A 24,368-nucleotide genomic window follows, 5' to 3' on the forward strand; every position below is an offset into this window, starting at 1 on the left:
CGCCTCCTTCGGACGGCTTGCTTACAGGTGTGCGAGCTTCTCCAGCACGGGGGCGGCGGCGCGCAGCTTGGCCCACTCGTCCTCGTCGAGGCCCTCGACCAGGCCGGCCAGGAACGCGTTGCGCTTGCGGCGGCTCTCCTCGAGCATCGCCTCGGCCTGTTCGGTCTGGGTGACGACCTTCTGGCGCCGGTCGTCGGGGTGCGGCTCCAGCCGGACCAGCCCCTTGGCCTCGAGCAGCGCGACGATGCGGGTCATCGACGGCGGCTGGACGTGCTCCTTGCGGGCGAGCTCGCCCGGGGTGGCCGAGCCGCAGCGGGCCAGGGTGCCGAGCACCGACATCTCGGTGGGGCTCAGCGACTCGTCGACCCGCTGGTGCTTGAGCCGACGGGACAGCCGCATCACGGCGGAGCGAAGGGAGTTCACGGCGGCAGCGTCGTCGCCATGGGTGAGGTCCGGCATGTTCTTTAGAGTAACTCATTACTCTCCCTAAAGACCACCTCGACACGCCCGGATGCTCGTGATGCCTGCCACTGAACAATCGATCGCCCAAATGGGTGAGTCAGGTGCCGAATGTGACGCATGGGGTGGCCGGATATGGCGACCCTCGTACGCATGGCGACCAGTGTGCTCAGCCTGCGCATGGACGAAGAGCTGCTCGAAAGACTCCGGCAGCACGCGGCGAAAAGAGGAATGAGCGTGCAGGACTATGTGGTCCGCACGCTCATCCGGGACGACTTCGACGAGCGGTTCAAGGCCGCCGTCGAGGAGACGGAGCGGTTCTACGGCATCCCCCTGACGCCGGAGAAACCGCAGAAGGCTCAGGTCAGGCCCAGGGCCGGCATCAGGTAGTAGAAGGCGAAGACCGCCGAGACGACGTACATCGCGGCCGGGATCTCCCGGAACCGGCCGGCGGCCAGGCGCAGCACGGTGAAGGTGATGAAGCCCATGCCGATGCCGTTGGTGATCGAGTAGGTGAACGGCATCAGCAGCATCGTCACGAACGCCGGGATCGCGATGGTGTAGTCCGCCCAGTCGATCTCCTTGATCGAGTTGGACAGGATCAGGAAACCGACCGCGATCAGCGCCGGGGTCGCCGCCTGGGACGGGACCATCGTGGCGACCGGGGTGAGGAACAGCGCGACGGCGAAGAGGCCGCCCGTGACGACGTTGGCGAGGCCCGTGCGGGCGCCCTCGCCGACACCGGCCGTGGACTCCACGAACGCGGTGGTGGCCGAGGAGGAGCTGGCGCCGCCCGCCGCGACCGCGAGGCCGTCGATGAACAGGACCTTGTTGATGCCCGGCATGTAGCCCTCGGCATCGGTCAGCTTGGCCTCGTCGCTGACGCCCATGATCGTGCCCATCGCGTCGAAGAAGCACGACAGCAGGACCGTGAAGACGAAGAGGACGCCGGTCAGCACGCCGACCTTGGAGAAGCCGCCGAACAGGCTCACCTGGCCGACCAGGCCGAAGTCGGGGCTGGCGACCGGGTTGCCGGGCCACTTCGGCACCGTCAGGCCCCAGGACGGGATCGTGGTGACCGCGTTGATGATCACCGCCAGGACGGTCATGCCGACGATCGAGATCAGGATCGCGCCCGGCACCTTGCGGACGATCAGCGCGAAGGTGAGCAGCGCGCCCAGGATGAAGATCAGCACCGGCCAGCCGTGCAGGTGACCGCCCACGCCGAGCTGGACCGGGACGGTCGTCTGGGCGGCATCCGGCATCCGGGTGACGAAGCCGGAGTCGACCAGGCCGATCAGCATGATGAACAGGCCGATACCGATCGAGATCGCCTTGCGCAGCCCGAACGGCACGGCGTTCATCACGCGCTCGCGCAGACCCGTGGCGACCAGCAGCATGACCACGAACCCGGCCAGGACGACCATGCCCATCGCGTCCGGCCAGGACATCCGGGGCGCCAGCTGGAGCGCGACCACCGAGTTCACGCCGAGGCCGGCGGCGAGCGCGATCGGGACGTTGCCGATGACACCCATCAGCAGCGTGGTGAACGCGGCCGTCAGCGCGGTCGCCGTCACCAGCTGGCCGTTGTCCAGGTGGTGCCCGTACATGTCCTTCGCGCTGCCGAGGATGATCGGGTTCAGCACGATGATGTACGCCATCGCGAAGAAGGTGGCGAAACCACCGCGGATCTCCCGGGCGACGGAGCTGCCGCGCTCGGAGATCCTGAAGTAGCGGTCGAGGGTGCCCTGGGCGGGCGCACCGCCCGGTATTTCGGGGGTGGGGACCTTGGCGGGAGCCGAGGTGGACATGCGAGACCTCATCACCGACGGGGTTCCCCCGAGCCCCGTTGGAGTTTCATACGAACAGAAGCGGCCAAAGACAAACGGTTTCAGTATGAACATATAAGCGCGAGATCGCCATCTCCGCGCGTAGACAGATCGGGAAGCAGCGGGGAAGCGGTCGCCTCGTAAGCTGTGCCCATGGCCAAGTGGACCCCCAAGCACGAGGCGCCCGAGCCCCTGGAGGGCCCCGTGGTCGCCACCATCACCGGCGGCACGATCGTCTGGTTCGTCCTCTTCCTCGTCCAGCTCCCCTTCTACGGCTGGTTCAAGGACCACGGGCATCTGTGGTGGCTGTGGACCTGCCTGGCCGGAGGCGGGCTGGGCCTGATCGGCATCTGGTACGTACGCAAGCGGGACGCGGCGATCAAGCGCTCGGCCGCCCTGCAGTCGACGGCGGCCGAGTAACCCGTAAAGCGGGCAAGCGGGCAAATCCGCACGTACCGTCGATGACATGACCCACATAGACGCGGGAGCGGAGCTCGACCCCGTGCATCCGGTGGCCCTACCGATGACCAGGTCGGCAGGGCTGACCGGTGCCGAAGTCGCGGAGCGCGTCACCCGCGGCCAGGTCAACGACGTACCGGTGCGCAGCAGCCGGTCGCTGGGCGGGATCGTCCGGGCGAACGTCCTCACCCGGTTCAACGCGATCATCGGCGTGCTCTGGCTGATCATGCTGTTCGTCGCGCCGATCCAGGACAGCCTCTTCGGCTTCGTGATCCTCGCCAACACCGGCATCGGCATCGTCCAGGAGCGGCGGGCCAAGCAGACCCTCGACTCGCTCGCGGTGATCGGGGAGGCCCGGCCGACGGTGCGCCGGGACGGCACCGCCACCGAGGTGGCCACCAGCGAGATCGTGCTGGACGACCTGATCGAGATCGGGCCCGGGGACAAGGCCGTGGTGGACGGCGTCTGCGTCGAGGCCGACGGGCTGGAGATCGACGAGTCGCTGCTCACCGGCGAGGCCGACCCCGTCGTCAAACGCCCCGGCGACGCGGTCATGTCCGGCAGCTTCGTCGTCGCGGGCGGCGGCGCCTTCCAGGTGACCAAGGTCGGCCGCGAGGCCTACGCCGCCCAGCTCGCCGAGGAGGCCTCCCGCTTCACCCTGGTCCACTCCGAGCTGCGCACCGGCATCTCCACGATCCTCAAGTACGTCACCTGGATGATGGTCCCGGCGGCCGTCGGGCTCGTCGTCACCCAGCTCGTCGTCCAGAGCAACGGCTTGAAGGACTCCATCGCCCGCACGGTCGGCGGCATCGTCCCGATGGTCCCGGAGGGGCTGGTCCTGCTCACCTCGGTCGCCTTCGCCATCGGGGTCATCCGGCTCGGCCGGAAGCAGTGCCTGGTGCAGGAGCTGCCGGCGATCGAGGGGCTGGCCCGCGTCGACACCGTCTGCCTGGACAAGACCGGAACGCTCACCGAGGGCGGCATGGACGTCACCGAGCTACGGCCGCTCGACGGGGCCGACGAGGGGTACGTGCGCAAGGTGCTCGGCGCCCTCGGCGAGTCCGACCCGCGCCCCAACGCCTCCCTGAAGGCCATCATCGACGCCTACCCGGACACCGAGGAATGGCGGTGCGTGGAGTCGGTGCCCTTCTCCTCGGCCCGCAAGTACAGCGGGGCCGCGTTCAGCGAGGCCGACGGCGAGATCAGCACCTGGCTGCTGGGCGCCCCGGACATCCTGCTCGCCGACGGCGACCCGGCCCTGGCCGAGACCGGGCGCCTCAACGAGCAGGGCCTGCGGGTGCTCCTGCTGACCCGGGCGAGCCGCGACCTGGACGACCCCGAGCCGGCCCGCGGCGCCCGCCCCACCGCCCTCGTCGTCCTGGAACAGCGGCTGCGGCCGGACGCCGCCGACACCCTGCGCTACTTCGCGGACCAGAACGTCCGCGCCAAGGTCATCTCCGGCGACAACGCGGTCTCGGTCGGCGCGGTCGCCGCCAAGCTGGGCCTGGACGGTACGACGGTGGACGCGCGGCACCTGCCCGCCGACCGGGCGGGGATGGCGGACGCGCTGGACCGGGGGACGATCTTCGGGCGGGTCGCCCCGCGGCAGAAGCGGGACATGGTCGGCGCACTGCAGTCGCACGGGCACACGGTCGCGATGACCGGCGACGGCGTGAACGACGTGCTCGCCCTGAAGGACTCCGACATCGGGGTCGCCATGGGCTCCGGCTCGGAGGCGACGCGGGCGGTGGCGCAGATCGTGCTGCTGGACAACAGCTTCGCCAGCCTGCCGTCGGTGGTCGGCGAGGGCCGCCGGGTGATCGGCAACATCACGCGCGTGGCGACGCTGTTCCTGGTGAAGACCGTCTACTCGGTGCTGCTGGCCGTCCTGGTGGTCTGCGCGCAGGTCGCCTACCCCTTCCTGCCCAGACACCTGACCCTGCTGTCCACCCTCACCATCGGCGTCCCGGCGTTCTTCCTGGCCCTGGCGCCCAACAAGGAGCGGGCGAAACCGCACTTCGTGCGCAGGGTCATGCGGTACTCGATCCCGGGTGGGGTGGTGGCGGGGGCGGCGACCTTCATGACGTACCTGGTCGCCCGCGACCACTACACGGGGAACGGCCAGCTGGACGCGGAGACCAGCGCGGCGACGCTGACCCTCTTCCTGGTCTCCATGTGGATCCTGGCGATCATCGCCCGCCCCTACACCTGGTGGCGGGTGACCCTGGTGGCCGCGATGGGGGTGGCGTTCCTGCTGGTCCTGGTCGTCCCGGCGTTGCAGGGCTTCTTCGCGCTGAAGCTGGTGGGGGTCACGATGCCGTGGACCGCCGTCGGCATCGCGGTGGTGGCGGCGGCCGCCCTGGAGTTCCTGTGGAAGTGGGTCGACCGCCGCGAGGCGCTGCGCTGAGCCGGGGCCGACGACGTCCGGGGTGATTGACGCCGGAGGGGAACTGCGGGTCCGCTGTGGCTGGTCGCGCAGTTCCCCTCGCCCCTTCGGGGGCGTTACATCACTTCGCGCCCACGTACACGCCCGTGGCGCTGACCGCCGGGGTCGTGGAGACGCCCGCGAAGGAGTAGCGCCAGTAGCCGCTGGAGTTCACGGTGGCGGTGGTCTTCGCGTTGCCGTACGAGTCGGTGGTCACCGTCTTGATCGTGGTGTACGTGCTCGTGCCGGCCTTGCGGAACTGGAGCTTGACGGGCTGGCCGCCGAAGTTGTTGTAGGTGTGGTGCTCCCAGTCGGCCCGCGTCAGCTTGCCCGACACGGTGACGCTCTTGCCCTTGTAGACGGACGTCGAGCTCACCGTGGTCGTCAGCTTGGAGTAGCGCTGCACCAGGCTGGTGCCGAGGCCGCTCTGGTCCTTGAAGCCGACCTTGCTCATGTCGGGGTTGTTCGGGTCCTGGCCGTTGAAGGCGATGGCCTCGGCGGCCACGCTCCAGCTGCCGGCCCAGGCGTTCTTCAGGTCGCCGTCGGCCGGGTAGATGTTGACGGACCCCTTGCAGGTGGCCGTCGTCGACGAGGTGGCGGTGCAGGTCGCCGAGTCGTCGCCGTACAGCTCGGGGGCGGTGTCGCTGTAGGTGCCGTGGTAGAGGAAGGCGTCCGTGTAGAAGTCCTTCGCGGCGATGTTGACGTCGGTGCCGTGCGTCAGCGTGTACGAGTACGCGACGGTCACCTCGTTGGTGGTGCCCACCTTGATCGACTTGGCGATCGAGACGTTGGAGAAGCTTGCGTTCAGCGTGTACGGCGCGCCCGAGTCGGTGACGGCCTGCGCGGCCGGGACTGCGAGGGCGGTGAGGGCCAGGGCGCCGGAGACGGCGGCCACGGTGGCACGTATGCGCATGTGCGTTTCCCCTGGAGGGAGAGTGATCGTGGAGTCGGTTGACTCACGCGATCAGATCCGCGAGGGAGGCCGCCGGTTGTACGGCCGGTGCCCTCGCGGACCAGATTTTGTGCCGCGCTTACTGATCCATTACCGCACGTCGACGAAGTCGCCCGTGGCGTTGACCGCCGGGGTGGTCGAGGTGCCCGCGAAGGAGAAGCGCCAGTAGCCGTCGACCGACGCGGTGGCCGTGGTCTTCAGGTTGCCCGTGGAGTCCGACTTGATGGTCTTCAGCGTGGTGTAGGTGCTGGAGCCGGACTTGCGGAACTGCAGCTTCACGTACTGGTTGGTGTAGCCGTGGTACTGGTTGTCCTCCCAGTTGGCCCGGGAGAGCTTGCCGGTGACCGTGACGGTCTTGCCCTTCGCCACCGGCTCCGGCGAGGCGTTGACCGTCAGCTTGGAGTAGCGCTGGACCAGCGTGGTGCCGAGGCCGCCCTGGTCGGCGTAACCGACCTTGGTGATGTCGAAGTCGGCGCTGGTCGGGTCCTGGCCGTTGTACGCGATGGCGAGGGCCCCGCCGTTCCACGTACCCGCGTCGGAGTTCAAGAGCTCGCCGTCGGCCGGGTAGACGTCGATGTTGCCCTTGCAGCTGGCGGTGGTCGACGAGGTGGCCGTGCAGGTGGCCGGGTAGTCGCCGATCAGCATGTTGTCCGGCATGTCGTACGAGCCCTTGTAGATGTAGGGGCCGGTGAAGAAGTCGTCGGCGGTGATGTCGACGTCCGTGCCGTGGGTCATCGTGTAGGTGACCGTGGTGGAGACGTGGTTGGTCGTTCCGACCTTCACCGCACCGGCGATCTTGAAGTTGGAGAAGGTGACGTCCAGCGGGTACGGCGCGCCGGTGTCGTCCGAGGCGGCGAACGCGGTCTTGCCCGAGGAGGCGGCCTGAGCGGCCTCACGGATCTTCAGGATGTCCGCCTTGGACGGCGTCGCCGAGCCGCCGGCGGCCTGGGCGGCCGGCATGACAAGAGCGGAGAGGGCCAGGGCGCCGGAGACGGCGGCCACGGTGGCACGTATGCGCATGCGTTCCCCTGTGTGGAGAAAGTGGACACGGGGTCCAAATGACCAAGGAGTCAGTCGACTCGCGTGGTCAGACCCGTGAAGGAATGGAGTGGTTGTACGGATGAAGCCGTGAGTTTCCGATGGAAACCGGATGGCTACTGCACGTCGACGAAGTCACCGGCGGCGCTGACCGCGGAGGTGGTCGAGTTGCCCGCGAAGGAGAAGCGGTAGTAGCCGTCGACCGTCGCCGTGGTGGTGGTCCTCAGGTTGCCCGCGGAGTCCGCCGTGATGGTCTTCAGCGTGCTGTAGGTGCTCGAACCCTTCTTGCGGAACTGGAGCTTGACGGACTGCGAGCCGTAGCCGCCGTACTTCAGCGACTCCCAGTTGGCGCGGGTGAGGGCGCCGGTGACGGTGAGGGTCCTGCCCTTCTTCACCGGCTCCGGGGCGGCGTTGACCGTGAGCTTGCCGGCGCGCTGGAACGAGAAGGAACCGGCCTTCTCCTTCCAGACGAAGTCGCCGTCCTCGGCGTTGACGAACGCGTCGACGTACCAGGTGCCGGCGTTCTTGTTGCTGTAGTAGTCGACCTTCGGGTCGACCGTCACCGAGGCGGTGCAGGTGGAGGTGGTGGAGTTCACGGCCGTGCACGTGGGCTTGCCGGTCGTCTCGATGCCGTAGTCGGGCCCGTTGAGCGTGAAGTACTCGGCGTCCTCGATGCCCGAGTCGTCGGTGGCCGTGACGCTGACCTTGAGGGTCACCGGGCTGGAGACGCCCATGGACACCTTGTTGTCGCCGTCCACGACCACCTTGGTGATCCTGGTGTCGCCGTAGCCGCCGTCGGCCTGCGCGGCCGGGACGGCGAGGACGGACAGGGCCAGAGCGCCGCCGACGACGGCGACAGAGGCGCGCATACGCATGTGTTCCCCTGCGTGCGTAGTGATCGGTGAGCCGGTTGGCTCCGGTGGGTCAGACTCGGCACACAGGGGAACGGTTGTACGTAAGTTGAAAAGTTGGTAAGAGAATTGTGGAGGCGGATGCTCCGGGGCCGTCAGTCGAACCAGCGGTCCCTGGCCAGCTCCTCCGTCCGGGACGGGTCTTCCAGCAGGGCCGCCACCTCGAAGCGCCGCGGCCACTGGCCGGCCGCCCACGCGAGCCCCGCGGCGACCCCCTCCAGGGTGGCCGCGTGCAGCACACCGTCGTCGGTGAGCCGCCAGTCGATCTCCACGCCGTCCACGACCAGTTCCTCGTGCTCGACGTACGTCTCGGGCGTATCCGGTCCGAGCAGCACCCGCACCGACTCCGGTACGTCGTGCTCGGTCCCCTCGGAGTGCACCTCTCCGGTGACGGACTCGCTCAGCCGCCGCACCTGGAACAGCTCCGCCAGCTCGGCCGCGCGGGACGGCCGCACCGGCAGCAGCGCGACCCCGCCGGTGAACGGCAGCAGATCGGGCGAGTCGACCACGACCGCCTCGCCCGCGTCCACGACCTCCACCCGGCCGTCGACCACGGCCCGCAGCTCGTCCGGCAGCGTCACCTGCTCCGGGTCCAGCTCCGCCAACGCCCCGTACAGCCCGTGCAGTTGGGCGGCGGTGACCGGCCGGTCGGGGTCGGCCAGCCGGTCCAGCAGCTCGGCCGCGCCGCCGGGCTCGTCCAGCAGGGCCGCGACGGAGGTGCGCACGCCCAGGGCCCGCAGCACCTGCTCGTCCTCGAACCCGGTCGCGTCGGCCTCGTCGTACAGGCCGCGCAGCAGCGGGTCACCGCCCGCCGCGAGCAGACCGGCCGGCCGGCGCCCGTCGAGGACGGGGTGCCCGCGCAGCCACCATGCCGTGTACGGCCGCACGATCTCGTGGGTGCCGTCGTGCAGCAGGACGCGCACCGGCTGGGTGAGGGCGTCCCGCAGCGGCGGCTGGGCGAGCAGCGCGAGCGCCTGCGGCCAGTGCTCGTCGTCCACCAGGTCCAGATCGCGTACGGCGACCAGCTCGGTGGCGACCGGGGGCACCGGGCTGTCCGGGAAGCGGTCGAGGATGTCCTCGCACCACACGTCGACGGCATCCAGCAGACCGGCGTCGTCCGGCTCGGCGAAGTCGCCCTCCCGCGGCTCCAGTTCGTCCGGGTCGAGGACGACGTCGGTGGCGCGGACCAGCGCGAAGTTCGCGAGGACGCCACAGGCGGCCAGCGGCTGCTCGCCCCACCTGTCGGCCAGGTCATGGTCCACGGCGGCCAGTTCACCCTCGCGGATCACCCGGGCGAAGGGGCTGCCGGGGAAGACGAGCTCACCGGCGGGGGCCGGTTCCCCGTCCTCGTCGGGCAGCGCGAGGGCGCCGAGCCAGGGTTCGTCCCCGGGCTCCAGGCCCGCGTCCCGGACCAGGGCCAGAACGGTGTCGGCCAGTTCCTCCGGGTCCGGAGCGTCCTCCTCCCAGCCCCCGATCGCGCCCTCCTCGTCCAGCGAGGCGGCGACGGCGGCCCGCACCTGCGGGGTGGTCAGCACCGCGCGCGGGGTCGCGGGCAGCGCGCCGAGCTTCTCCAGCAGCGGGTGCGCGGCGTCCTCGTGGGCCACCTTCAGCCCGAGCCGGCCGAGGACGTCCGCGTCGGTGCGGGCGGCGTCCGGGGTGGGCAGCAGGACCTGCCGGGGGCCGATGGTGGTCCGCCCGTCCGCGAGCGGTACCGGCAGCCCGGACAGCCGCTCGGGATCGACCCCGGCGAGGCTGTCGTAGAGCCGCCACCACCAGCCGGGGTCCTTCTCCAGGCCGGCGAGCCGGTCGACGGCGTCGGCGAGCCGCAGCCGGGCCACCCCGAGGGTGCGCAGCTCCACGCGCCGTTCGAGACCGGCGGGCAGCAGCGTGGGCAGCACCTCGGCGAGCACCCGGACGGTGGCGGCCCCGGCGCCCTCCACGATCTCCGCGTCCCTGGGGCGCAGCGCCTCCGGAAGCTCGTGCTCGTCGTCCGCCTGCGGCACCACGGCCGGGTGGGCGGGTGGGAGAAACTCGGTGCGCGGCAGCCGCTCCAGCACGGCCTGGCGCAGCGCCCCGTCCAGCTCGCCCTTGCCGAGCGGCCCGGGCACGAGGTCGATGATCCCTTCCGTCACGGGCCGCCAGTCGGCGAGCAGTTCGGCGTAGACGTCGGCGGCGCGCTGCACCAGGAAGTCGGTGAGCGGGCCGGGAGCCGTGTGCCGGCGGGTGGTGTCGAGGGGGAAGGAGGCGATGAGCAGGGCGGGAACGCCGAGGGCTTCGTCACTGGGCGTGGGCGCGTGCACCACGGGCGTCGTACGAGGCCGCACCGGACGCCCGCCCTCGTCCTCGGGTACGGCCCAGGTCACCGACCAGTGGGGCCGCAGCCGCTCCTCCACCGGCCGGTCGGCGAGCAGATCGGGCGTGAGCGGCCCGTGGGCGGCGGCGGTACGCCACCGGGTGACCCCCTCGCGCGAGTCCTCCACGACGACGACGGCGCCCTCGGTACGGCGCCGCAGCACGCGCTGCGCCTCGCCGCCGACCTCCACGACGACCTCCTCCAGGCCCGGCAGGGCGAGGAGCAGCGCGTCGTCGACGGAGTCCAGCAGCCGCTCGGCGAGATCGGCGGCGGCCGCGTCGCGCAGGGGGAGGATGACGGCGGTGTCGTACGGGTCCGGGGCGGTGCCCTCGGCGGCGAACGGCAGCCGGAGCAGCGGCACATGACCGTCCCGGCGCCGGATCTCGTCCCCGAGTCCGGGACTGTGCCGTGCGGTGTCGGCGGCCAGTTCCCGTGCCTCGCCGAGGGACCAGCGCACACCCCCGTGGCGGCCCACGATCGCGGGTTCGTCGGTCACCGCGAGCACGGCGGCGAACCCGACGCCGAACCGCCCGACGGGCCCCTGGGCGGCCTCGAGGTCCCGCTTGGCCGAGGCGCGCAGCGTGGACAGCGACTCCACTCCGGCCGCGTCCAGCGGGGCACCGGTGTTGGCGGCGACGAGGACCCCGTCCCGCAGGGTGAGCCTGAGCCGCCCCGGCACCCGCGCCCGGGCGGCGGCGTCGGCGGCGTTCTGGGCCAGCTCGACGACGAGCCGGTCCCGGTAGCCGCCGAGGACCAGGTCCTCCTCGGCGTTGGCGTCCTCACGGAACCGGGCGGCGCTGGTGGCCCAGGCGTCGAGGACGCCACGGCGCAGCCGGGCCGTTCCGAAGGGATCGGCACCCTCGGCCGCCGGCCGCACGTACTTGCTGCTCACGCTTACCCATCCTCCCGGCTTCGGGCGAGGAGCCCCTGGCCTTCGCGCCGGGGTGGAGCGCCTCGCGCCTGCGGATCGTATCCCGTGGCAGCGACACCGGGCGCCGCCCTCCGCGGTCCCTTGCCGTCAGCCGCAAACCCACCCAAATCTTTCAGGGCAACTGCGTTGCCGGGGGCCGCCGTTGGACCTGTGCGGGGGCCGCCCGGCGGTAGACCTGCCCGGAGCCGCCCTCCGGGCCGGGGCCGGCCGGTTCGGCCGGGGTGAAGCCGAGGCTCTCGTAAAGGCACGTGCGCCGCTCGTCACCGCGCCGGGACGGTCCGGGCCGAACGTGACCAGCCGAAGAGCAGGGCCCCGAGCAGGCCCGCTCCCGGTTCCTCGGCCTGGGCCGCCGGCGCGAGGAACCCGGGGACGTCCCGCCGCGTCGCAGGTCTGACGATCACGGGGTCAGGAGTGGCCCAGTTCCGCCGTCTCCTCGTCGCCCGCCTCCGGGACCGAACCCGAGTCGCGGGCGGGACGCAGGGGGAAGGGGTCCACCCGGGTCTCGTCGATGACCGGCGGGGCCGGCTGCGGGGGCTTGGGCATGACCGCGGCCTCCGAGTGGCCGCCGCAGCCGTAGGACAGGGAGACCACACGGCCGTCGGCCGGGGAGAACTCGTTGGCGCAGACGCCGAAGGCCTGGCCCAGGGAGCCGCCGATGGGGGTGAGGAAACCGCAGCTCATGCAGGTGGCCGGGGCCGCCTGGGCCATCGCGGTCTTCGGGCCGTACGACTCCTCCCAGCGGTCCGCGGCGACGTGCAGGCCGTAGCGGGACAGGACGCGGGCCCGGCGCATGCCCAGCTCCTCCGCCACCGCCGCGATCGAGCCTCGGGCGGGGGTCGTGGGCTGGGCGGCGGGGGCGCCGGGGGTGACGTCGGCGTCCTCCGCCTCCGCCAGTTCCGCCATCTCCTGGGAGACGAGCGAGTTCGGCGGCGGCTCCTCCTCGCCCGTGTAGCCGGGCTCCAGGCGCAGGTCGTCCTGGTCGGTGGGGAGCAGGTCGCCGGGGCCGAGGTCGCCGGGGCGCAGCCGCTCGCTCCACGGGACCCACTCGGGAGCGAGCAGGGCGTCGGGGCCGGGGAGCAGGACCACCTCGTCGAGCGTGACGATCTTGGCACGCGAGGCGCGGGCCACGGTCGCCGCCCAGCGCCAGCCGCGGTAGCCCGGCTCCTTGCACTCGAAGAAGTGCGTGACAACGCGGTCGCCCTCGGAGACGAGGCCGACGTGCTCTCCGACCACACCGGGGGCGGCGGCCTCCTCGGCGGCGGCGCGGGCGAGATCGACCGCCTCGGCACACAGACGGTCGGGGGTGCGGCTTCGCGTTGTCGCTGCGCTCACAGGTATCGCTTCTCTCCTACGCCGTCTCGTCGAGGGCGGCTGCCTCGGGCGGGCCTGCCGACGGAGCGGACCGGGGGACCGCATCGACGTCTGCATCCGCGCGCTGGGCGCACCTCTGCCATCCATTCTGCGTTATGGCTGAGATAGGCACGCTACACCGAACAGGATTCGCTGCCTCTACGCGGCAGGTTTTCTCCGCCGCCCGTCCGGCCCGGCACGCCGACCCCGCGGTTCGGTTCGGCGCCATGCGCGTCGTATGCGCACTATCCGGCCGCTTCTCGGGGCACTATGAAGCACGTGGCGACCGCGGACAGGCGTGGTGTTCGGGGTGGCGGCGCGAGCCGGGTCGGTGGCGCCGTCCGTTCCGTCGGGCGTGCCCTGCACTTCCCGGTCACCGGGGCCGTGCGCGGGATCCGGAAGGCCACGCACGCGCACGGGGCGGGTGAGTCGGGGCTCGGCAAGCTGATCGAACTGCACGCCGTGAACGGCGCGGGTGATGTGATGATCACCGTGGCGCTCGCCTCCACCGTGTTCTTCTCCGTGCCGACCGACGAGGCCCGCGGGCGGGTCGCGCTCTACCTCGCCATCACGATGGCGCCCTTCACCGTCCTCGCCCCGGTCATCGGTCCCCTCCTCGACCGGTTGCCGCACGGCCGGCGCGCCGCGATGGCCGGGGCCATGCTGGCCCGCGCCCTGCTCGCGCTCGTCATCTCGGGCGCCGTGGCGAGCGGCAGCCTGGAGCTGTATCCCGCCGCGCTGGGGGTGCTGGTCGCGTCCAAGGCGTACGGGGTGGTCCGCAGTGCGGTCGTACCGCGGCTGCTGCCGCCCCGGTTCTCGCTGGTGAAGGCCAACTCGCGGGTCACCCTGGCGGGGCTGCTGGCCACCGGTGTGGCCGCGCCGGTCGCCGCGGGGCTGCACCAGGTCGGCGATCCCTGGCCGCTGTACGGCGCCTTCGTGATCTTCGTCGCGGGCACGTTCCTGTCGTTCTCCCTGCCGCCCAAGGTGGACTCGGCCAAGGGCGAGGACGTGGCGCTGCTCGCGGCCGACGAGCAGCATCTGCACGGGCCGCAGCGCCGGAGGGAACAGGCGAAGCGGCCGGGGCTGCGGACCGTGGGCCCCGCCGTCACCCACGCGCTCGGCGCCAACGCCGCCCTGCGCTGCCTCTCCGGCTTCCTGATCTTCTTCCTCGCCTTCCTGCTGCGCGAGCACCCGCTGACCGGCGAGAGCGCGGCGGTCTCGCTCGGGATAGTCGGTGTCACCGCCGGTGCGGGCAACGCGCTGGGCACGGCCGTCGGGGCCTGGCTGAGATCACGCGCCCCGGAGATCATCATCGTGACCGTCGTCGCGGTGGTGCTCGGCACCGCGATCGTGGCCGCCCTGTTCTTCAGCGCGCTGCTGGTGGCCTGCCTCGCGGCCGTCGCCGGATTCGGGCAGGCGCTGGCCAAGCTGGCCCTGGACGCGCTGATCCAGCGGGACGTACCGGAACTGGTGCGCACCTCGGCGTTCGCCCGCTCGGAGACGCTGCTGCAGATGGCGTGGGTGTTCGGCGGCGCCGTCGGCATCGTGCTGCCGCTCAACGGCACCGTCGGCCTGCTGATCGGCGCGGCGTTCGTGGCGGTCGGCTGGCTGGCCACCCTCAAGGGCCTGCTCGCCTCGGCCCGGCACGGCGGCCGGCCCCGGACCCGCGTCGCCTGAGGTGCCCCGGGACAACCCTGACCTCGGCATAACGAAGGGGACACGGTTTGCCGAACCGCAGGCACGGCTGGCGTAACGAACCGGGCACGCCGCACCCCACGTGGCCGGACGGCTCCGGGTGCCCGATAGCCTTCGGCCATGACCACGCTGCAATCCGTTGTGCGACGCCGCCGCGCCGTCGCCGCCGCCGGCGCCGTTTCCGCCGGACTGCTCCTGCTCACGGCCTGCGAGAAGCCGACGCCCGTCGCGACCGTCACCGTCGACGACAGCTCGGTCAACTCCGAGGCCCTCTGCTACAACGACGGCAACGCGCTGGACGCCAAGTCGCTGGCGCAGTGCGTCAAGAACGTCGGCAAGGCCGAGTCCATCAAGGTCGACCAGGACGAGACGGTCCGCGTCGGTGTCGACCCGAAGATCGCGGACGCCGGCTGGGTCCTCCTGGTGAACGGCCAGCAGTTCACCAACGTCAGCAAGAAGACCTACACCACCATCCCGGGCAGCGCGTTCTTCAACCAGCAGTACGGCACCCAGGGCGACACCAACACGCTCACGATCCGGATGGGCGAGAAGGCCAACCAGGGCATGTGGTCGTTCAAGCTGAAGAAGGCCTGATCACGGCTTCCGTGCGCGTCCGACACGTCCTCGTGGCCACCGCGGTCCCGGCAGAGCGGGACGCGGTGGCACGCGCGTTCCCCTCGCCGGTGGAGCGGGTCCCGCTGCCCGGCGCGGGTCTGACGCGTACGGCCGGCGGCTGGGACCTGCTCGACGCGGGTGTCGGCCCGGCCCTCGCCGCGGCCTCCGTCTCCGCCGCGCTCACCGCGGCCCGTCTCGCCGGCACCCCGTACGACCTGGTCGTCTCGGCCGGGATCGGCGGCGGCTTCCAGCCCGAGGCGCCCGTCGGCTCGCTCGTCGTCGCCGACCGGATCACCGTGGCCGACCTGGGCGCCGAGACCGCCGACGGCTTCGTCCCGGTCACCGAACTGGGCTTCGGGACCGTCACCCACCATCCGCCCCGGTCCCTGGTGGGGATCGCGTCCGAGGCCACCGGCGCCCCGGCCGGCACCGTCCTGACCGTCTCCACCGTCACCGGCACCGCCGCCCGCGCCGCCGAGCTGCGCGCCCGGCACCCACGGGCGCTCGCCGAGGGCATGGAGGGCTTCGGGGTCGCGGAGGCGGCCGCCACGCACGGAACGGCGGTGCTGGAGATCCGCGCGGTCTCCAACCCGGTCGGCCCGCGCGACCGCGCCGCCTGGCGCATCGGCGACGCCCTGGCCGCCCTCACCGAGGCATTCGGGAAGCTCGCGCCCGCATTGGAGAGTTGGAACCCTCATGACGACCAGTGAGCAGCGGTCCCTGCGGATCGCGTACTCCCCCTGCCCCAACGACACCTTCGTCTTCGACGCCCTCGCCCACGGCCGGATCCCCGGCGCCCCCGCGCTGGACGTGACCTTCGCCGACATCGACATCACCAACGGCATGGCCGAGCGCGGCGAGTTCGACGTGCTGAAGGTGTCGTACGCCGTCCTGCCGTACGTCCTCGGCGAGTACGCGCTGCTGCCGTGCGGCGGTGCGCTGGGCCGGGGCTGCGGGCCGCTGGTGCTCACCCGCGAGGCGGGCGTCGATCTGACGGGCCGCACGGTCGCGGTGCCGAGCGAGAAGTCGACGGCGTATCTGCTGTTCCGGCTGTGGGCGGCGGACACGCTGTCCGGCGGCGGGGTCGGCGAGATCGTCGTCATGCCGTTCCACGAGATCATGCCGGCCGTGCGGGACGGCAAGGTGGACGCGGGGCTGGTCATCCACGAGGCCCGGTTCACCTACCAGAACTACGGGCTGCACAAGCTCGCTGACATGGGCGAGCACTGGGAGCGGACGACCGGGCTGCCGATCCCGCTGGGCGCGATCATCGCCAAGCGCACGCTGGGGGCCGAGACCCTCACCGGGCTCGCCGACTCCGTGCGCGCCTCCGTACGCGCCGCCTGGGACGACCCCGAGGCGTCCCGGCCGTACGTCATGGCCCACGCCCAGGAGATGGACCCGGCCGTGGCGGACCAGCACATCGGCCTGTACGTGAACGAGTTCACCGCAGGCCTCGGCGAGGACGGCTACGCCGCGGTCCGCGGGCTGCTCACACGCGCGGCGGCCGAGGGGCTGGTACCGCCCCTCGGCCCGGATGCGCTCGCGTTTCCCTGACGGGTGCCTACACGTCCAGCTGGTCGGCGACCGCCCGCAGCAGTCCGGCGATCTTCTTGCCGGAGGCCTTCTCCGGATACCGGCCCTTCTCGAGCATCGGCGTGATGTTCTCGAGAAGGGTCGTCAGGTCCTGCACGATGGAGGCCAGCTCGTCCGGCTTCTTGCGCTGGGCCGCGGCGACCGACGGCGTCGGATCCAGCACGGTCACCGACAGCGCCTGGTCACCGCGCTGACCGGCGACGACGCCGAACTCAACGCGCTGTCCCGGCTTGAGTGCGTCGACTCCGGCGGGGAGAACAGAGGAATGGACGAAGACGTCACCGCCGTCGTCGCGGGAGAGAAAGCCGAAGCCCTTCTCGCTGTTGAACCATTTGACACGCCCGGTCGGCACCGTCTGTCCTCGTCCTCGCACTAGTCGGGAAAAGTGCTCTTGATAGCACTAGAGCGGGTCCACCATGACCCGCCGCCATCAAGGCTAATGGTCTCGGGGCGGGTGACAAGACGTCCCCCGGTTGTTCCCTCGCGCTGGGAACTACCCTGGTCCGGTGCGTGACAAAACCCAAACGAATTCCGCCGCGCCCGGTGACCGGCTGATCCGCGCCGGTGCGATCGTCTTCTTCATCGGGGCCGTGGCCACTCTGGTCACGGTGGCCCCGCTGTTCCTCGGCGCAAAGCCTTTTCCGACGTACATGTTCGGTTTGAGCATGCTCATGGCCGTCGGTTTCCTCGTCGCCGGCGCGGGCGTCCTGCGGTCGATCGCCGCAGGCCGGCGTCAGGCGCGGGGCGCCTCACGGTAGTCGGACAGCCACGCCGGGAAGACGGACAGGTCCGCCAGGACCACGTCCGCGCCGGCGGCGCGCAGCTCGTCCGCGGGGCACGGCCCGGTCGCCACGGCGACCGACAGCGCTCCCGCCGTACGGGCCCCGCGCACGTCCCCGACGTGGTCGCCGACGTAGACGCCGGCGCGGTACTCGCGCAGCGCCTCCGCCTTCTGCTCGGCCCACAGGTCGCCCACGACCACGTCCGGCTCGATGCCGAGGTGGCTCAGGTGCAGCTTGGCGTTGGGCTCGTACTTCGCCGTGACCACCATCGTCCGTCCGCCGGCCGCCCGCACCGCGGCTATCGCCTCCCGGGCGCCGTCCATGGCGGGGGTCGCGGCGATGGCGATCGCCGGGTACATCTCCCGGTACAGGTCGGCCATCGCGGGCACCTGCTCCTCGGGGAACCAGTTGATCAGCTCCTCGGCGAGCGGCGGTCCGAGCCGGGTCACCGCCAGATCGGCGTCGATGTACGTCCCGGTCCGCTCGGACAGCGCCACGTAGCAAGCGTGGATGCCGGGCCGCGAGTCGATCAGGGTCATGTCGAGGTCGAATCCGACGGTGAATGTCATATGCGTCATTGTGTCAGCCGCGAGGGTGGCCGGTGAGCGTCCCGAAGGGCGCGGGCAACCGCGCGAGCGACCATGACGGACCCGCCAGGCACGCACCGCAGCCCTGCGGTGCTCACCTGCTCCTTTGTGACCGCCACACCAGGTACAGCGCCGAGGCCACCGCCGCCCCACGGACCACCCACGGCCATGTCCCGGCGACCGCGTCGTTCATGTGGCCCTGGGCGATCGGCTGGCCCCAGCGGCCGTTGACCCTCCCCCACAGCCACACCGTTCCGGCCGCGACCGCCGCACCCGGCAGGAACATCACGGCCACCTTGGTCTCCGCGGGGGTCAGCCGCCGGGAGCCGTAGGCGATCACCCAGCCCAGGAGCAGCGCGAACCAGTTCCCGAGCACCGCACCGGCGACGAGCGCGGCGGCGGCCAGCAGCAGGAGGGGGTTGGTCCAGCCGGCGGCGGGGCCGGGGAGCAGACGCCGGCGTGCGGCGGAGGACGCGGGCTCGGCCTCGGCCTCGGTCGCCCCCGGTTTCGGCTCGGTCGGCTCCGGGGCCCGGTCCGCCGGCTCCCGCTCCCTCGGTGGCCGCCTGAGCAGCTCCGGGATCTCCACGCCGCCCACGAACCCCGGCACCGAGTCCGTCTCGGCCGCGACGCCGAAGGAGTTGCCGCCGAGACGCCACCAGTCGGGCTGTGCGGCGCTGTCCCCGAGTTCGTGCGCGGCGGCCAGGTGCGGCGGGGACGGGGCGTCGCGCGGGACGGAGGGCGCGGACTCGGTCCCGGTCCCGCTCCCGGCGGGGCGGGGGCCGGGGACGATCCGGCGCAGGCCCTTCAGGCCCTTCGGCTTCGGTTCCGGTTTCCGTTCGCGCGGCGCGGGCTGTACGGGCACGGCGGCGGCGGGCGGCTGCGGAACCCGGCCGGTGCCGGACGTGCCGGACGTGCCTCCGGCTGCCGCGACGACCTCGTCCGGGGTGCCCAGCCGGTCCAGGATGCGGCGGACCGCGGCGGGACTGTCGACCGTCGCCTTGGCCCGGTGCCGGTCGATCTCGTTGCGCAGCTCCGACACGAGCCGCATCCGTGTCGCCGACGGCAGCTGCCGTTGCTGAGCGATGTCTCCGACACGGCTCAGGTACTCGTAGACGACCTGGTCGCTCTCGATCCCCAAGGAACCCCTCCGGGGTGACGGCGATGAAACCCCGTGAGGACGGTAGCGCAGAGTCGTGCCGCCCCACCCGTACCGGGGGTCGGCGCCTGCGGGGGCGCCCCTTCCGGGGACGGCAACCGCTACCGTGGGTCAGATGAGCCAAGCGGCCCACCCAGCCCCCCGTTCCCTCGCGGAAGCGCTCCGCGCGCGGGACGACGCCTCCCTGGCCGCGCTGCTGCGCAGCCGCCCCGACCTCATCACGCCCGTCCCGACCGACCTCACCCAGCTGGCCACCCGCGCCGGGACCCGTGCCTCGGTGCTGCGCGCGCTGGAGCGGCTGGACCGGTTCGCGCTGCAGACGGCGGAGGCGCTGGCCGTGGCCCCGGACCCGGCGTCGTACGACACGCTGCTCGCGCTGATGGCCGGGGACGCGGGGGACGAGGCGGTCGCCGCCGCGCTGCCGCACACCCTCGCCGGCTTGCGGGAGCAGGCGCTGGTGTGGGGCGACGACGAGCGGCTGCGGCTGGTCCGCACGGCCCGCGAACTCCTCGCGCCGTCCCCGCAGCACCCCTCCCCGACGGGGCTCGGGCCCGGCGTGCAGGAGGCCACCTCGGGCATGTCGCCGGGCCGGATCCAGGAGATCGTCACGGCGGCCGGGCTGCCCTCGACGCACGACTCGGTGTCCGCCGTGGCCGCGCTGACCGCGCTGTTCGAGGACCGGAAGAAGATGGCCGAGCTGCTGGCCGGAGCCCCGGAGGCGGCCCGCGAGGTGCTGGCGCGGCTGATGTGGGGGCCGCCGTACGGGCAGGTCACCCCGGAACCGGCGGCGCATCTGCGCTGGCTGCTCGACCGCGGGCTGCTTCTGCCGACCGCGCCCGGCACGGTCGTCCTGCCGCGTGAGGTCGCCCTGCATCTGCGCGAGGGCCGGGCCCACCGGTCGCCCGAGCCGCTCCCGCCCGCCGTGGAGCCGGCCGCGACGCATGGCCGGCAGGTGGTGGACGCGACGGCGGCCGGGCAGGCGTACACCGCGCTCGCCACGGTCGAGGAGCTGCTGAAGGACTGGGACGAGGGCGGCCCGGCCGTGCTGCGGGCCGGGGGGCTGAGCGTCCGCGACCTGAAGCGGACGGCCGTCGCGCTGGACGTGTCCGAGCCGGTCGCCGCGTTCTGGGTGGAACTGGCGTACGCGGCCGGGCTGATCGCCTCCGACGGCGAGGCCGACGAACGGTACGCGGCCACGCCCGCCTACGACGAGTGGCTGGAGCGGCCCTCCGCCGAGCGCTGGGCGCAGCTGGCGGAGGCCTGGCTGGCGGCCACCCGCACGCCGGGGCTGGTCGGCGGGCGCGACGCCAAGGACCGTACGCTCGCCGCGCTCGGCCCCGGCCTGGACCGCTCGGCCGCGCCCGAGGTACGGCACCGGGTGCTGACCCTGCTGGCCGGACTGCCGGCGGGCGCGGCACCGGACACCGAGTCGGTGCTGGCCCGGCTGCGCTGGGAACGCCCGTTGCGCGGGCCCCAGCGCGACGGCGAGGAGGATCTGCGCTCGCGGCTCGCCCGCTGGACCCTGTCCGAGGCGGAGGCGCTGGGCATCACGGGGCGTGGCGCGCTGTCGACGCAGGGCCGCGCCCTGCTGGGCGCCCCTGCGGCGGAGGCGGGCCCGCGCGCCGCCTCGGGCGCCCCGGGCGCCGCCGGCCCGGCCGCGAAGGCCGGCCCCGGCGACAAGCTGCCCGTCCACCATCACCACCGCCCGGCCGCCGCCCCGGTCCCCCTCTCCCCCGCCGAGCAGGCCGTGGCGACGGCCGCCGCCGCCCGCCTGCTCGCGCCGCTCCTGCCCGAGCCGCTGGACCACGTGCTGCTCCAGGCCGACCTGACGGCGGTGGCGCCAGGGCCGCTGCAACGCCCCCTCGCCGATCTGCTGGACGTGCTCGCGGACGTCGAGTCCAAGGGCGGCGCGACCGTGTACCGCTTCACCCCGGCCTCGGTACGGCGGGCCCTGGACGCCGGCCGTACCGCCGCCGATCTGCACGCCTTCCTCGCCGAGCACTCCCGCACCCCGGTGCCGCAGCCGCTCGCGTATCTCATCGACGACGTGGCCCGCAGGCACGGCCACCTCCGGGTCGGCGCGGCCTCGGCGTACGTGCGCTGCGACGACGACGCCCTGCTGAACGAGATCCTCGCCGACCGGCGCGCCGCGGCCCTGCGGCTGCGCCGGCTCGCCCCGACCGTGCTGGCCGCCCCGTGCGACCCGGCCACACTGCTGGAGGGCCTGCGCGCGATGGGCTTCGCGCCGGCCGCCGAGTCCGCCGAGGGCGACGTCCTGATCACCCGCGCCCACGCCCACCGCACCCCGCCGCGCACCGCGCCCGAGCCGGTCCCGGACGGCCCGCCGCCGCCCGACGCCACGCTGCTCGCGGCGGCGATCCGCGCGATCCGGGCCGGCGACCTGGCCGCCACCGCCCCGCGCAAGGCCGCCGGGGCCGGGGCCCCGCCGGCGGGCGGCGAACTGCCCCGCACCTCCTCCGCCGAGACCCTGGCCACCATGCAGGCCGCCGTGCTGACCGGCGGGTCCCTCTGGATCGGCTACGTCAACGCCGAGGGCACCGCCAGCCAGCGCGTCATCGCCCCGGTCAAGGTGGAGGGCGGTTTCGTCACGGCGTACGACCACACCGCGGACGAGGTGCGCACCTATCCGCTGCACCGGATCACGGGCGTGGCGGAGCTGGCGGAAGACTGACGGTGATCGTCGGCGTTTAGGGCACACTGGACGTTTGGTTGTTGTGGAAAGGGTGTGTGCCGCACGTGAACGGACCGCTGATCGTCCAGTCCGACAAGACCCTGCTCCTGGAAGTCGAGCACGAGCGGGCCGACGACTGCCGGCGTGCCATCGCGCCGTTCGCCGAGCTGGAGCGGGCGCCCGAGCACATCCACACCTACCGGGTGACCCCGCTCGGGCTGTGGAACGCGCGTGCCGCCGGGCATGACGCCGAGCAGGTCGTGGACGCGCTGGTGCAGTACAGCCGGTATCCGGTGCCGCACGCGCTGCTGGTGGACATCGCCGAGACGATGGACCGCTACGGACGGCTCACGCTGAGCAAGCACCCCGCGCACGGGCTCGTGCTGACCACCACCGACCGGCCGGTGCTGGAGGAGGTGCTGAAGTCCAAGCGGATCGCCCCGCTGGTCGGGGCGCGGATCGACGCGGACACGGTCGTCGTGCACCCCTCCGAGCGCGGGCAGATCAAGCAGACGCTGCTGAAGCTGGGCTGGCCGGCCGAGGACCTCGCCGGGTACGTCGACGGTGAGGCGCACCCGATCGAGCTGCTGGAGGACGGCTGGGCGCTCAGGCCGTACCAGAAGCAGGCCGTGGAGAACTTCTGGCACGGCGGCAGCGGTGTCGTGGTGCTGCCCTGCGGTGCCGGCAAGACGCTGGTGGGCGCCGGTTCCATGGCCCAGGCCAAGTCCACGACCCTGATCCTCGTCACCAACACCGTCTCCGCCCGGCAGTGGAAGCACGAGCTGGTGAAGCGGACCACGCTGACCGAGGACGAGATCGGCGAGTACAGCGGTACGAAGAAGGAGATCCGCCCGGTCACCATCGCCACCTACCAGGTGCTGACGACCAAGCGGAAGGGCGTCTACCCGCATCTGGAACTCTTCGACTCCCGGGACTGGGGCCTGATCGTCTACGACGAGGTGCACCTCCTGCCCGCCCCCGTCTTCAAGTTCACCGCCGATCTGCAGGCGCGCCGCCGCCTCGGCCTGACGGCGACCCTGGTCCGCGAGGACGGCCGCGAGTCGGACGTGTTCTCGCTCATCGGGCCGAAGCGGTTCGACGCGCCCTGGAAGGAGATCGAGGCACAGGGGTACATCGCGCCGGCCGACTGCGTCGAGGTCCGGGTGAATCTGACGGACTCCGAGCGGCTGGCGTACGCGACGGCCGAGACGGAGGAGAAGTACCGCTTCTGTGCGACGACGGACACCAAGCGGAGGGTGACGGAGGCGATCGTCCGCCGTTTCGCCGGCCAGCAGATCCTCGTCATCGGCCAGTACATCGACCAACTCGACGAACTGGGCGAGCACTTGAACGCCCCCGTCATCAAGGGCGAGACCTCCAACGCCCAGCGCGAGAAGCTGTTCGACGCCTTCCGCGAGGGCGAGATCAGCGTGCTGGTGGTGTCGAAGGTCGCGAACTTCTCCATCGACCTGCCGGAGGCGACGGTCGCCGTCCAGGTGTCCGGCACCTTCGGCTCCCGCCAGGAGGAGGCCCAGCGCCTCGGCCGCGTCCTGCGCCCGAAGGCCGACGGCCACCAGGCGCACTTCTACTCGGTCGTCGCCCGCGACACCATCGACCAGGACTTCGCCGCCCACCGCCAGCGCTTCCTGGCCGAACAGGGCTACGCCTACCGGATCGTTGACGCGGACGAGATCCTGGCGGAGGACAGCACCGGCTGAACCGCCCGGAGCGCCACCGCCGCGATCAGCACCGGCCCCAGCAGTGGGATACGGCGAGGCCGGTGGCTGTTGCCACCAGGGCGGGTGCAGGTCGTGGTCGGCCTCGTGGGGGGGACCAGCCAGAGGGTGCGGGCCTGAAGGCCGTGACCGCGAAGGCCGCGATCGTGAGGGCCGCGAGGCGGATGCGGCCCTCGGCGAGCAGGACCGCGGCCACCACCGCCGGGAGCGCCCAGGCGAGGCCCGGCGGTGGCCCCGCAGGAGCAGGTACGCAACGAACAGCGCCGGGTCGGTTCGATGCCGGTGGGGATGCTCAGGAGACCGCTCTGCCCGCGAGACGGGCCGAGAGGACGATCAGGGCCGCGAGCAGGAGCGCGTTGCCCGCGAGGAAGGCGGCCTTCAGGGCCGGGACGGGCAGCCAGCCGGCCGGGACGAACGGGATCGCCGCGAAGGGCGGGTAGGTCTCGGGTGAAGCCTGTGCGGTTACTTGCGGCGTACGCCCGCTTCCTCGCCGTACTCGCCGAGGATGACCACGCCGAACGCGGCCTCCGCGAACACCTTGATCGCGCGGAGGGCGTTGCCCAGCCAGTGGTGATGCGGGCCGTCCACGGCTGTGGCGCCGGTCGGCGGTGGGACAGGGCCTGGGGAGACGGTTGCTGCGCTCATGTCTCCATGGTGGATCGCCGGGCATAAGACCCGCATCGGTCTCCAGAGCCAATCCCGGACGGCTCCGTGTAGATCTACGGGTGGACCGCGGCCCCTACTTCGGAGGCGGCGCGTCCCCTAGGGGCCGGAAAAGGGCGGGCGGAAAAAACCGTTGGCC

21 protein-coding genes and 2 pseudogenes are annotated in these 24,368 nt (G+C 72.2%); 10 read left to right on the forward strand and 13 right to left on the reverse strand.

Features of this window, described 5'->3' with window-relative positions; all coding sequences use genetic code 11:
- Window positions 1-21: 21 nt before the first annotated feature.
- Window positions 22-459 (reverse strand): MarR family winged helix-turn-helix transcriptional regulator, encoded by a 438-nt coding sequence (locus tag ACIBJF_RS24790; RefSeq protein WP_399176756.1) that lies wholly within the window; start codon window positions 457-459, stop codon window positions 22-24.
- Window positions 460-594: 135 nt separating this feature from the next.
- On the opposite strand from ACIBJF_RS24790, the gene ACIBJF_RS24795 reads away from it, so the two are divergent.
- Window positions 595-849 (forward strand): ribbon-helix-helix protein, CopG family, encoded by a 255-nt coding sequence (locus ACIBJF_RS24795; protein ID WP_399176758.1) that lies wholly within the window; start codon window positions 595-597, stop codon window positions 847-849.
- On the opposite strand, the gene ACIBJF_RS24800 is transcribed toward ACIBJF_RS24795, so the two are convergent.
- A complete protein-coding gene (locus ACIBJF_RS24800; protein ID WP_356303897.1) occupies window positions 819-2,270 on the reverse strand; it encodes an NCS2 family permease in 1,452 nt (483 codons plus the stop codon). The two genes, ACIBJF_RS24795 and ACIBJF_RS24800, sit on opposite strands and share 31 nt — an antisense overlap.
- Window positions 2,271-2,441: 171 nt before the next feature.
- On the opposite strand from ACIBJF_RS24800, the gene ACIBJF_RS24805 reads away from it, so the two are divergent.
- Entirely contained in the window at window positions 2,442-2,708 is a 267-nt protein-coding gene (locus tag ACIBJF_RS24805; RefSeq protein WP_399176760.1) for a DUF2530 domain-containing protein, read from the forward strand.
- A gap of 46 nt (window positions 2,709-2,754) precedes the next feature.
- A complete protein-coding gene (locus ACIBJF_RS24810; RefSeq protein ID WP_399176761.1) occupies window positions 2,755-5,154 on the forward strand; it encodes an HAD-IC family P-type ATPase in 2,400 nt (799 codons plus the stop codon).
- A gap of 100 nt (window positions 5,155-5,254) precedes the next feature.
- Here ACIBJF_RS24810 and ACIBJF_RS24815 read toward each other — a convergent pair whose 3' ends face one another.
- The 6 genes and pseudogenes from ACIBJF_RS24815 to ACIBJF_RS24840 all read right to left on the reverse strand — a co-directional run bounded on the left by ACIBJF_RS24815 (window position 5,255) and on the right by ACIBJF_RS24840 (window position 12,689).
- Window positions 5,255-6,085, reverse strand: coding sequence for a hypothetical protein (locus tag ACIBJF_RS24815; protein ID WP_399176763.1), 831 nt, complete (start codon window positions 6,083-6,085; stop codon window positions 5,255-5,257).
- Window positions 6,086-6,214: 129 nt separating this feature from the next.
- Window positions 6,215-7,144: a hypothetical protein gene (locus ACIBJF_RS24820; protein ID WP_399176764.1), complete on the reverse strand. Its 930-nt coding sequence runs from the start codon at window positions 7,142-7,144 to the stop codon at window positions 6,215-6,217.
- Window positions 7,145-7,278: 134 nt separating this feature from the next.
- Window positions 7,279-8,037 carry a calcium-binding protein gene (locus tag ACIBJF_RS24825; RefSeq protein WP_399176766.1) on the reverse strand — a complete coding sequence of 253 codons (759 nt, stop codon included), beginning with the start codon at window positions 8,035-8,037 and terminating at the stop codon, window positions 7,279-7,281.
- Between the two features lie 131 nt (window positions 8,038-8,168).
- Complete coding sequence (locus ACIBJF_RS24830; protein ID WP_399176768.1) at window positions 8,169-11,318, reverse strand: sacsin N-terminal ATP-binding-like domain-containing protein; 3,150 nt, start codon at window positions 11,316-11,318, stop codon at window positions 8,169-8,171.
- A gap of 151 nt (window positions 11,319-11,469) precedes the next feature.
- Window positions 11,470-11,696: pseudogene (locus ACIBJF_RS24835) on the reverse strand (hypothetical protein); the annotation flags it as partial.
- 66 nt (window positions 11,697-11,762) lie between these two features.
- Complete coding sequence (locus ACIBJF_RS24840) at window positions 11,763-12,689, reverse strand: DUF3027 domain-containing protein (protein WP_399176769.1); 927 nt, start codon at window positions 12,687-12,689, stop codon at window positions 11,763-11,765.
- A gap of 288 nt (window positions 12,690-12,977) precedes the next feature.
- On the opposite strand from ACIBJF_RS24840, the gene ACIBJF_RS24845 reads away from it, so the two are divergent.
- The 4 genes from ACIBJF_RS24845 (at window position 12,978) to ACIBJF_RS24860 (ending at window position 16,574) form a co-directional block, all read left to right on the forward strand.
- On the forward strand, window positions 12,978-14,384 hold the full coding sequence (locus tag ACIBJF_RS24845; RefSeq protein ID WP_399176770.1) for an MFS transporter: 1,407 nt from the start codon (window positions 12,978-12,980) through the stop codon (window positions 14,382-14,384).
- A gap of 138 nt (window positions 14,385-14,522) precedes the next feature.
- A complete protein-coding gene (locus ACIBJF_RS24850) occupies window positions 14,523-14,996 on the forward strand; it encodes a DUF2771 domain-containing protein (protein ID WP_399176772.1) in 474 nt (157 codons plus the stop codon).
- Window positions 14,969-15,727: a futalosine hydrolase gene (locus tag ACIBJF_RS24855; RefSeq protein WP_399176773.1), complete on the forward strand. Its 759-nt coding sequence runs from the start codon at window positions 14,969-14,971 to the stop codon at window positions 15,725-15,727. Before ACIBJF_RS24850 ends, ACIBJF_RS24855 begins: the two co-directional genes overlap by 28 nt.
- Window positions 15,714-16,574: a 1,4-dihydroxy-6-naphthoate synthase gene (locus tag ACIBJF_RS24860; RefSeq protein ID WP_399176775.1), complete on the forward strand. Its 861-nt coding sequence runs from the start codon at window positions 15,714-15,716 to the stop codon at window positions 16,572-16,574. The genes ACIBJF_RS24855 and ACIBJF_RS24860 overlap by 14 nt, the downstream gene beginning before the upstream one ends.
- Window positions 16,575-16,581: 7 nt before the next feature.
- On the opposite strand, the gene ACIBJF_RS24865 is transcribed toward ACIBJF_RS24860, so the two are convergent.
- Window positions 16,582-16,965 (reverse strand): cold-shock protein, encoded by a 384-nt coding sequence (locus ACIBJF_RS24865; RefSeq protein ID WP_351805449.1) that lies wholly within the window; start codon window positions 16,963-16,965, stop codon window positions 16,582-16,584.
- Between the two features lie 154 nt (window positions 16,966-17,119).
- On the opposite strand from ACIBJF_RS24865, the gene ACIBJF_RS24870 reads away from it, so the two are divergent.
- Window positions 17,120-17,371, forward strand: a complete 252-nt coding sequence (locus tag ACIBJF_RS24870) for a hypothetical protein (RefSeq protein WP_356303861.1) — start codon at window positions 17,120-17,122, stop codon at window positions 17,369-17,371.
- On the opposite strand, the gene ACIBJF_RS24875 is transcribed toward ACIBJF_RS24870, so the two are convergent.
- On the reverse strand, window positions 17,347-17,973 hold the full coding sequence (locus ACIBJF_RS24875) for an HAD family hydrolase (protein WP_399176777.1): 627 nt from the start codon (window positions 17,971-17,973) through the stop codon (window positions 17,347-17,349). The two genes, ACIBJF_RS24870 and ACIBJF_RS24875, sit on opposite strands and share 25 nt — an antisense overlap.
- Window positions 17,974-18,076: 103 nt before the next feature.
- Entirely contained in the window at window positions 18,077-19,120 is a 1,044-nt protein-coding gene (locus ACIBJF_RS24880) for a hypothetical protein (RefSeq protein ID WP_399176779.1), read from the reverse strand.
- Between the two features lie 133 nt (window positions 19,121-19,253).
- Here ACIBJF_RS24880 and ACIBJF_RS24885 point away from each other — a divergent pair, with 133 nt between their 5' ends.
- On the forward strand, window positions 19,254-21,830 hold the full coding sequence (locus tag ACIBJF_RS24885) for a helicase-associated domain-containing protein (RefSeq protein ID WP_399176780.1): 2,577 nt from the start codon (window positions 19,254-19,256) through the stop codon (window positions 21,828-21,830).
- 65 nt (window positions 21,831-21,895) lie between these two features.
- On the forward strand, window positions 21,896-23,548 hold the full coding sequence (locus ACIBJF_RS24890; protein ID WP_399176782.1) for a DNA repair helicase XPB: 1,653 nt from the start codon (window positions 21,896-21,898) through the stop codon (window positions 23,546-23,548).
- A 310-nt stretch (window positions 23,549-23,858) separates the two neighbouring features.
- Here the strand turns inward: ACIBJF_RS24890 and ACIBJF_RS24895 are convergent.
- Both ACIBJF_RS24895 and ACIBJF_RS24900 read right to left on the reverse strand, forming a co-directional pair.
- A pseudogene (locus tag ACIBJF_RS24895) lies at window positions 23,859-23,996 on the reverse strand (transferase); the annotation flags it as partial.
- Window positions 23,997-24,028: 32 nt separating this feature from the next.
- Entirely contained in the window at window positions 24,029-24,211 is a 183-nt protein-coding gene (locus tag ACIBJF_RS24900) for a hypothetical protein (RefSeq protein ID WP_399176885.1), read from the reverse strand.
- Between the last annotated feature and the right edge of the window lie 157 nt (window positions 24,212-24,368).

This window comes from Streptomyces sp. NPDC050743 (assembly GCF_044456925.1).
Lineage (GTDB): Bacteria > Actinomycetota > Actinomycetes > Streptomycetales > Streptomycetaceae > Streptomyces.

Bases quoted from the DNA above. Each gene is read 5' to 3' on its own strand.
- ACIBJF_RS24825 (WP_399176766.1), bottom strand. From the start codon at position 8,037: ATGCGTATGCGCGCCTCTGTCGCCGTCGTCGGCGGCGCTCTGGCCCTG.
- ACIBJF_RS24845 (WP_399176770.1), top strand. From the start codon at position 12,978: ATGAAGCACGTGGCGACCGCGGACAGGCGTGGTGTTCGGGGTGGCGGC.
- ACIBJF_RS24815 (WP_399176763.1), bottom strand. From the start codon at position 6,085: ATGCGCATACGTGCCACCGTGGCCGCCGTCTCCGGCGCCCTGGCCCTC.
- ACIBJF_RS24805 (WP_399176760.1), top strand. From the start codon at position 2,442: ATGGCCAAGTGGACCCCCAAGCACGAGGCGCCCGAGCCCCTGGAGGGC.
- ACIBJF_RS24795 (WP_399176758.1), top strand. From the start codon at position 595: ATGGCGACCCTCGTACGCATGGCGACCAGTGTGCTCAGCCTGCGCATG.
- ACIBJF_RS24860 (WP_399176775.1), top strand. From the start codon at position 15,714: ATGACGACCAGTGAGCAGCGGTCCCTGCGGATCGCGTACTCCCCCTGC.
- ACIBJF_RS24820 (WP_399176764.1), bottom strand. From the start codon at position 7,144: ATGCGCATACGTGCCACCGTGGCCGCCGTCTCCGGCGCCCTGGCCCTC.
- ACIBJF_RS24850 (WP_399176772.1), top strand. From the start codon at position 14,523: ATGACCACGCTGCAATCCGTTGTGCGACGCCGCCGCGCCGTCGCCGCC.
- ACIBJF_RS24885 (WP_399176780.1), top strand. From the start codon at position 19,254: ATGAGCCAAGCGGCCCACCCAGCCCCCCGTTCCCTCGCGGAAGCGCTC.
- ACIBJF_RS24790 (WP_399176756.1), bottom strand. From the start codon at position 459: ATGCCGGACCTCACCCATGGCGACGACGCTGCCGCCGTGAACTCCCTT.
- ACIBJF_RS24810 (WP_399176761.1), top strand. From the start codon at position 2,755: ATGACCCACATAGACGCGGGAGCGGAGCTCGACCCCGTGCATCCGGTG.
- ACIBJF_RS24875 (WP_399176777.1), bottom strand. From the start codon at position 17,973: ATGACGCATATGACATTCACCGTCGGATTCGACCTCGACATGACCCTG.
- ACIBJF_RS24900 (WP_399176885.1), bottom strand. From the start codon at position 24,211: ATGAGCGCAGCAACCGTCTCCCCAGGCCCTGTCCCACCGCCGACCGGC.
- ACIBJF_RS24800 (WP_356303897.1), bottom strand. From the start codon at position 2,270: ATGTCCACCTCGGCTCCCGCCAAGGTCCCCACCCCCGAAATACCGGGC.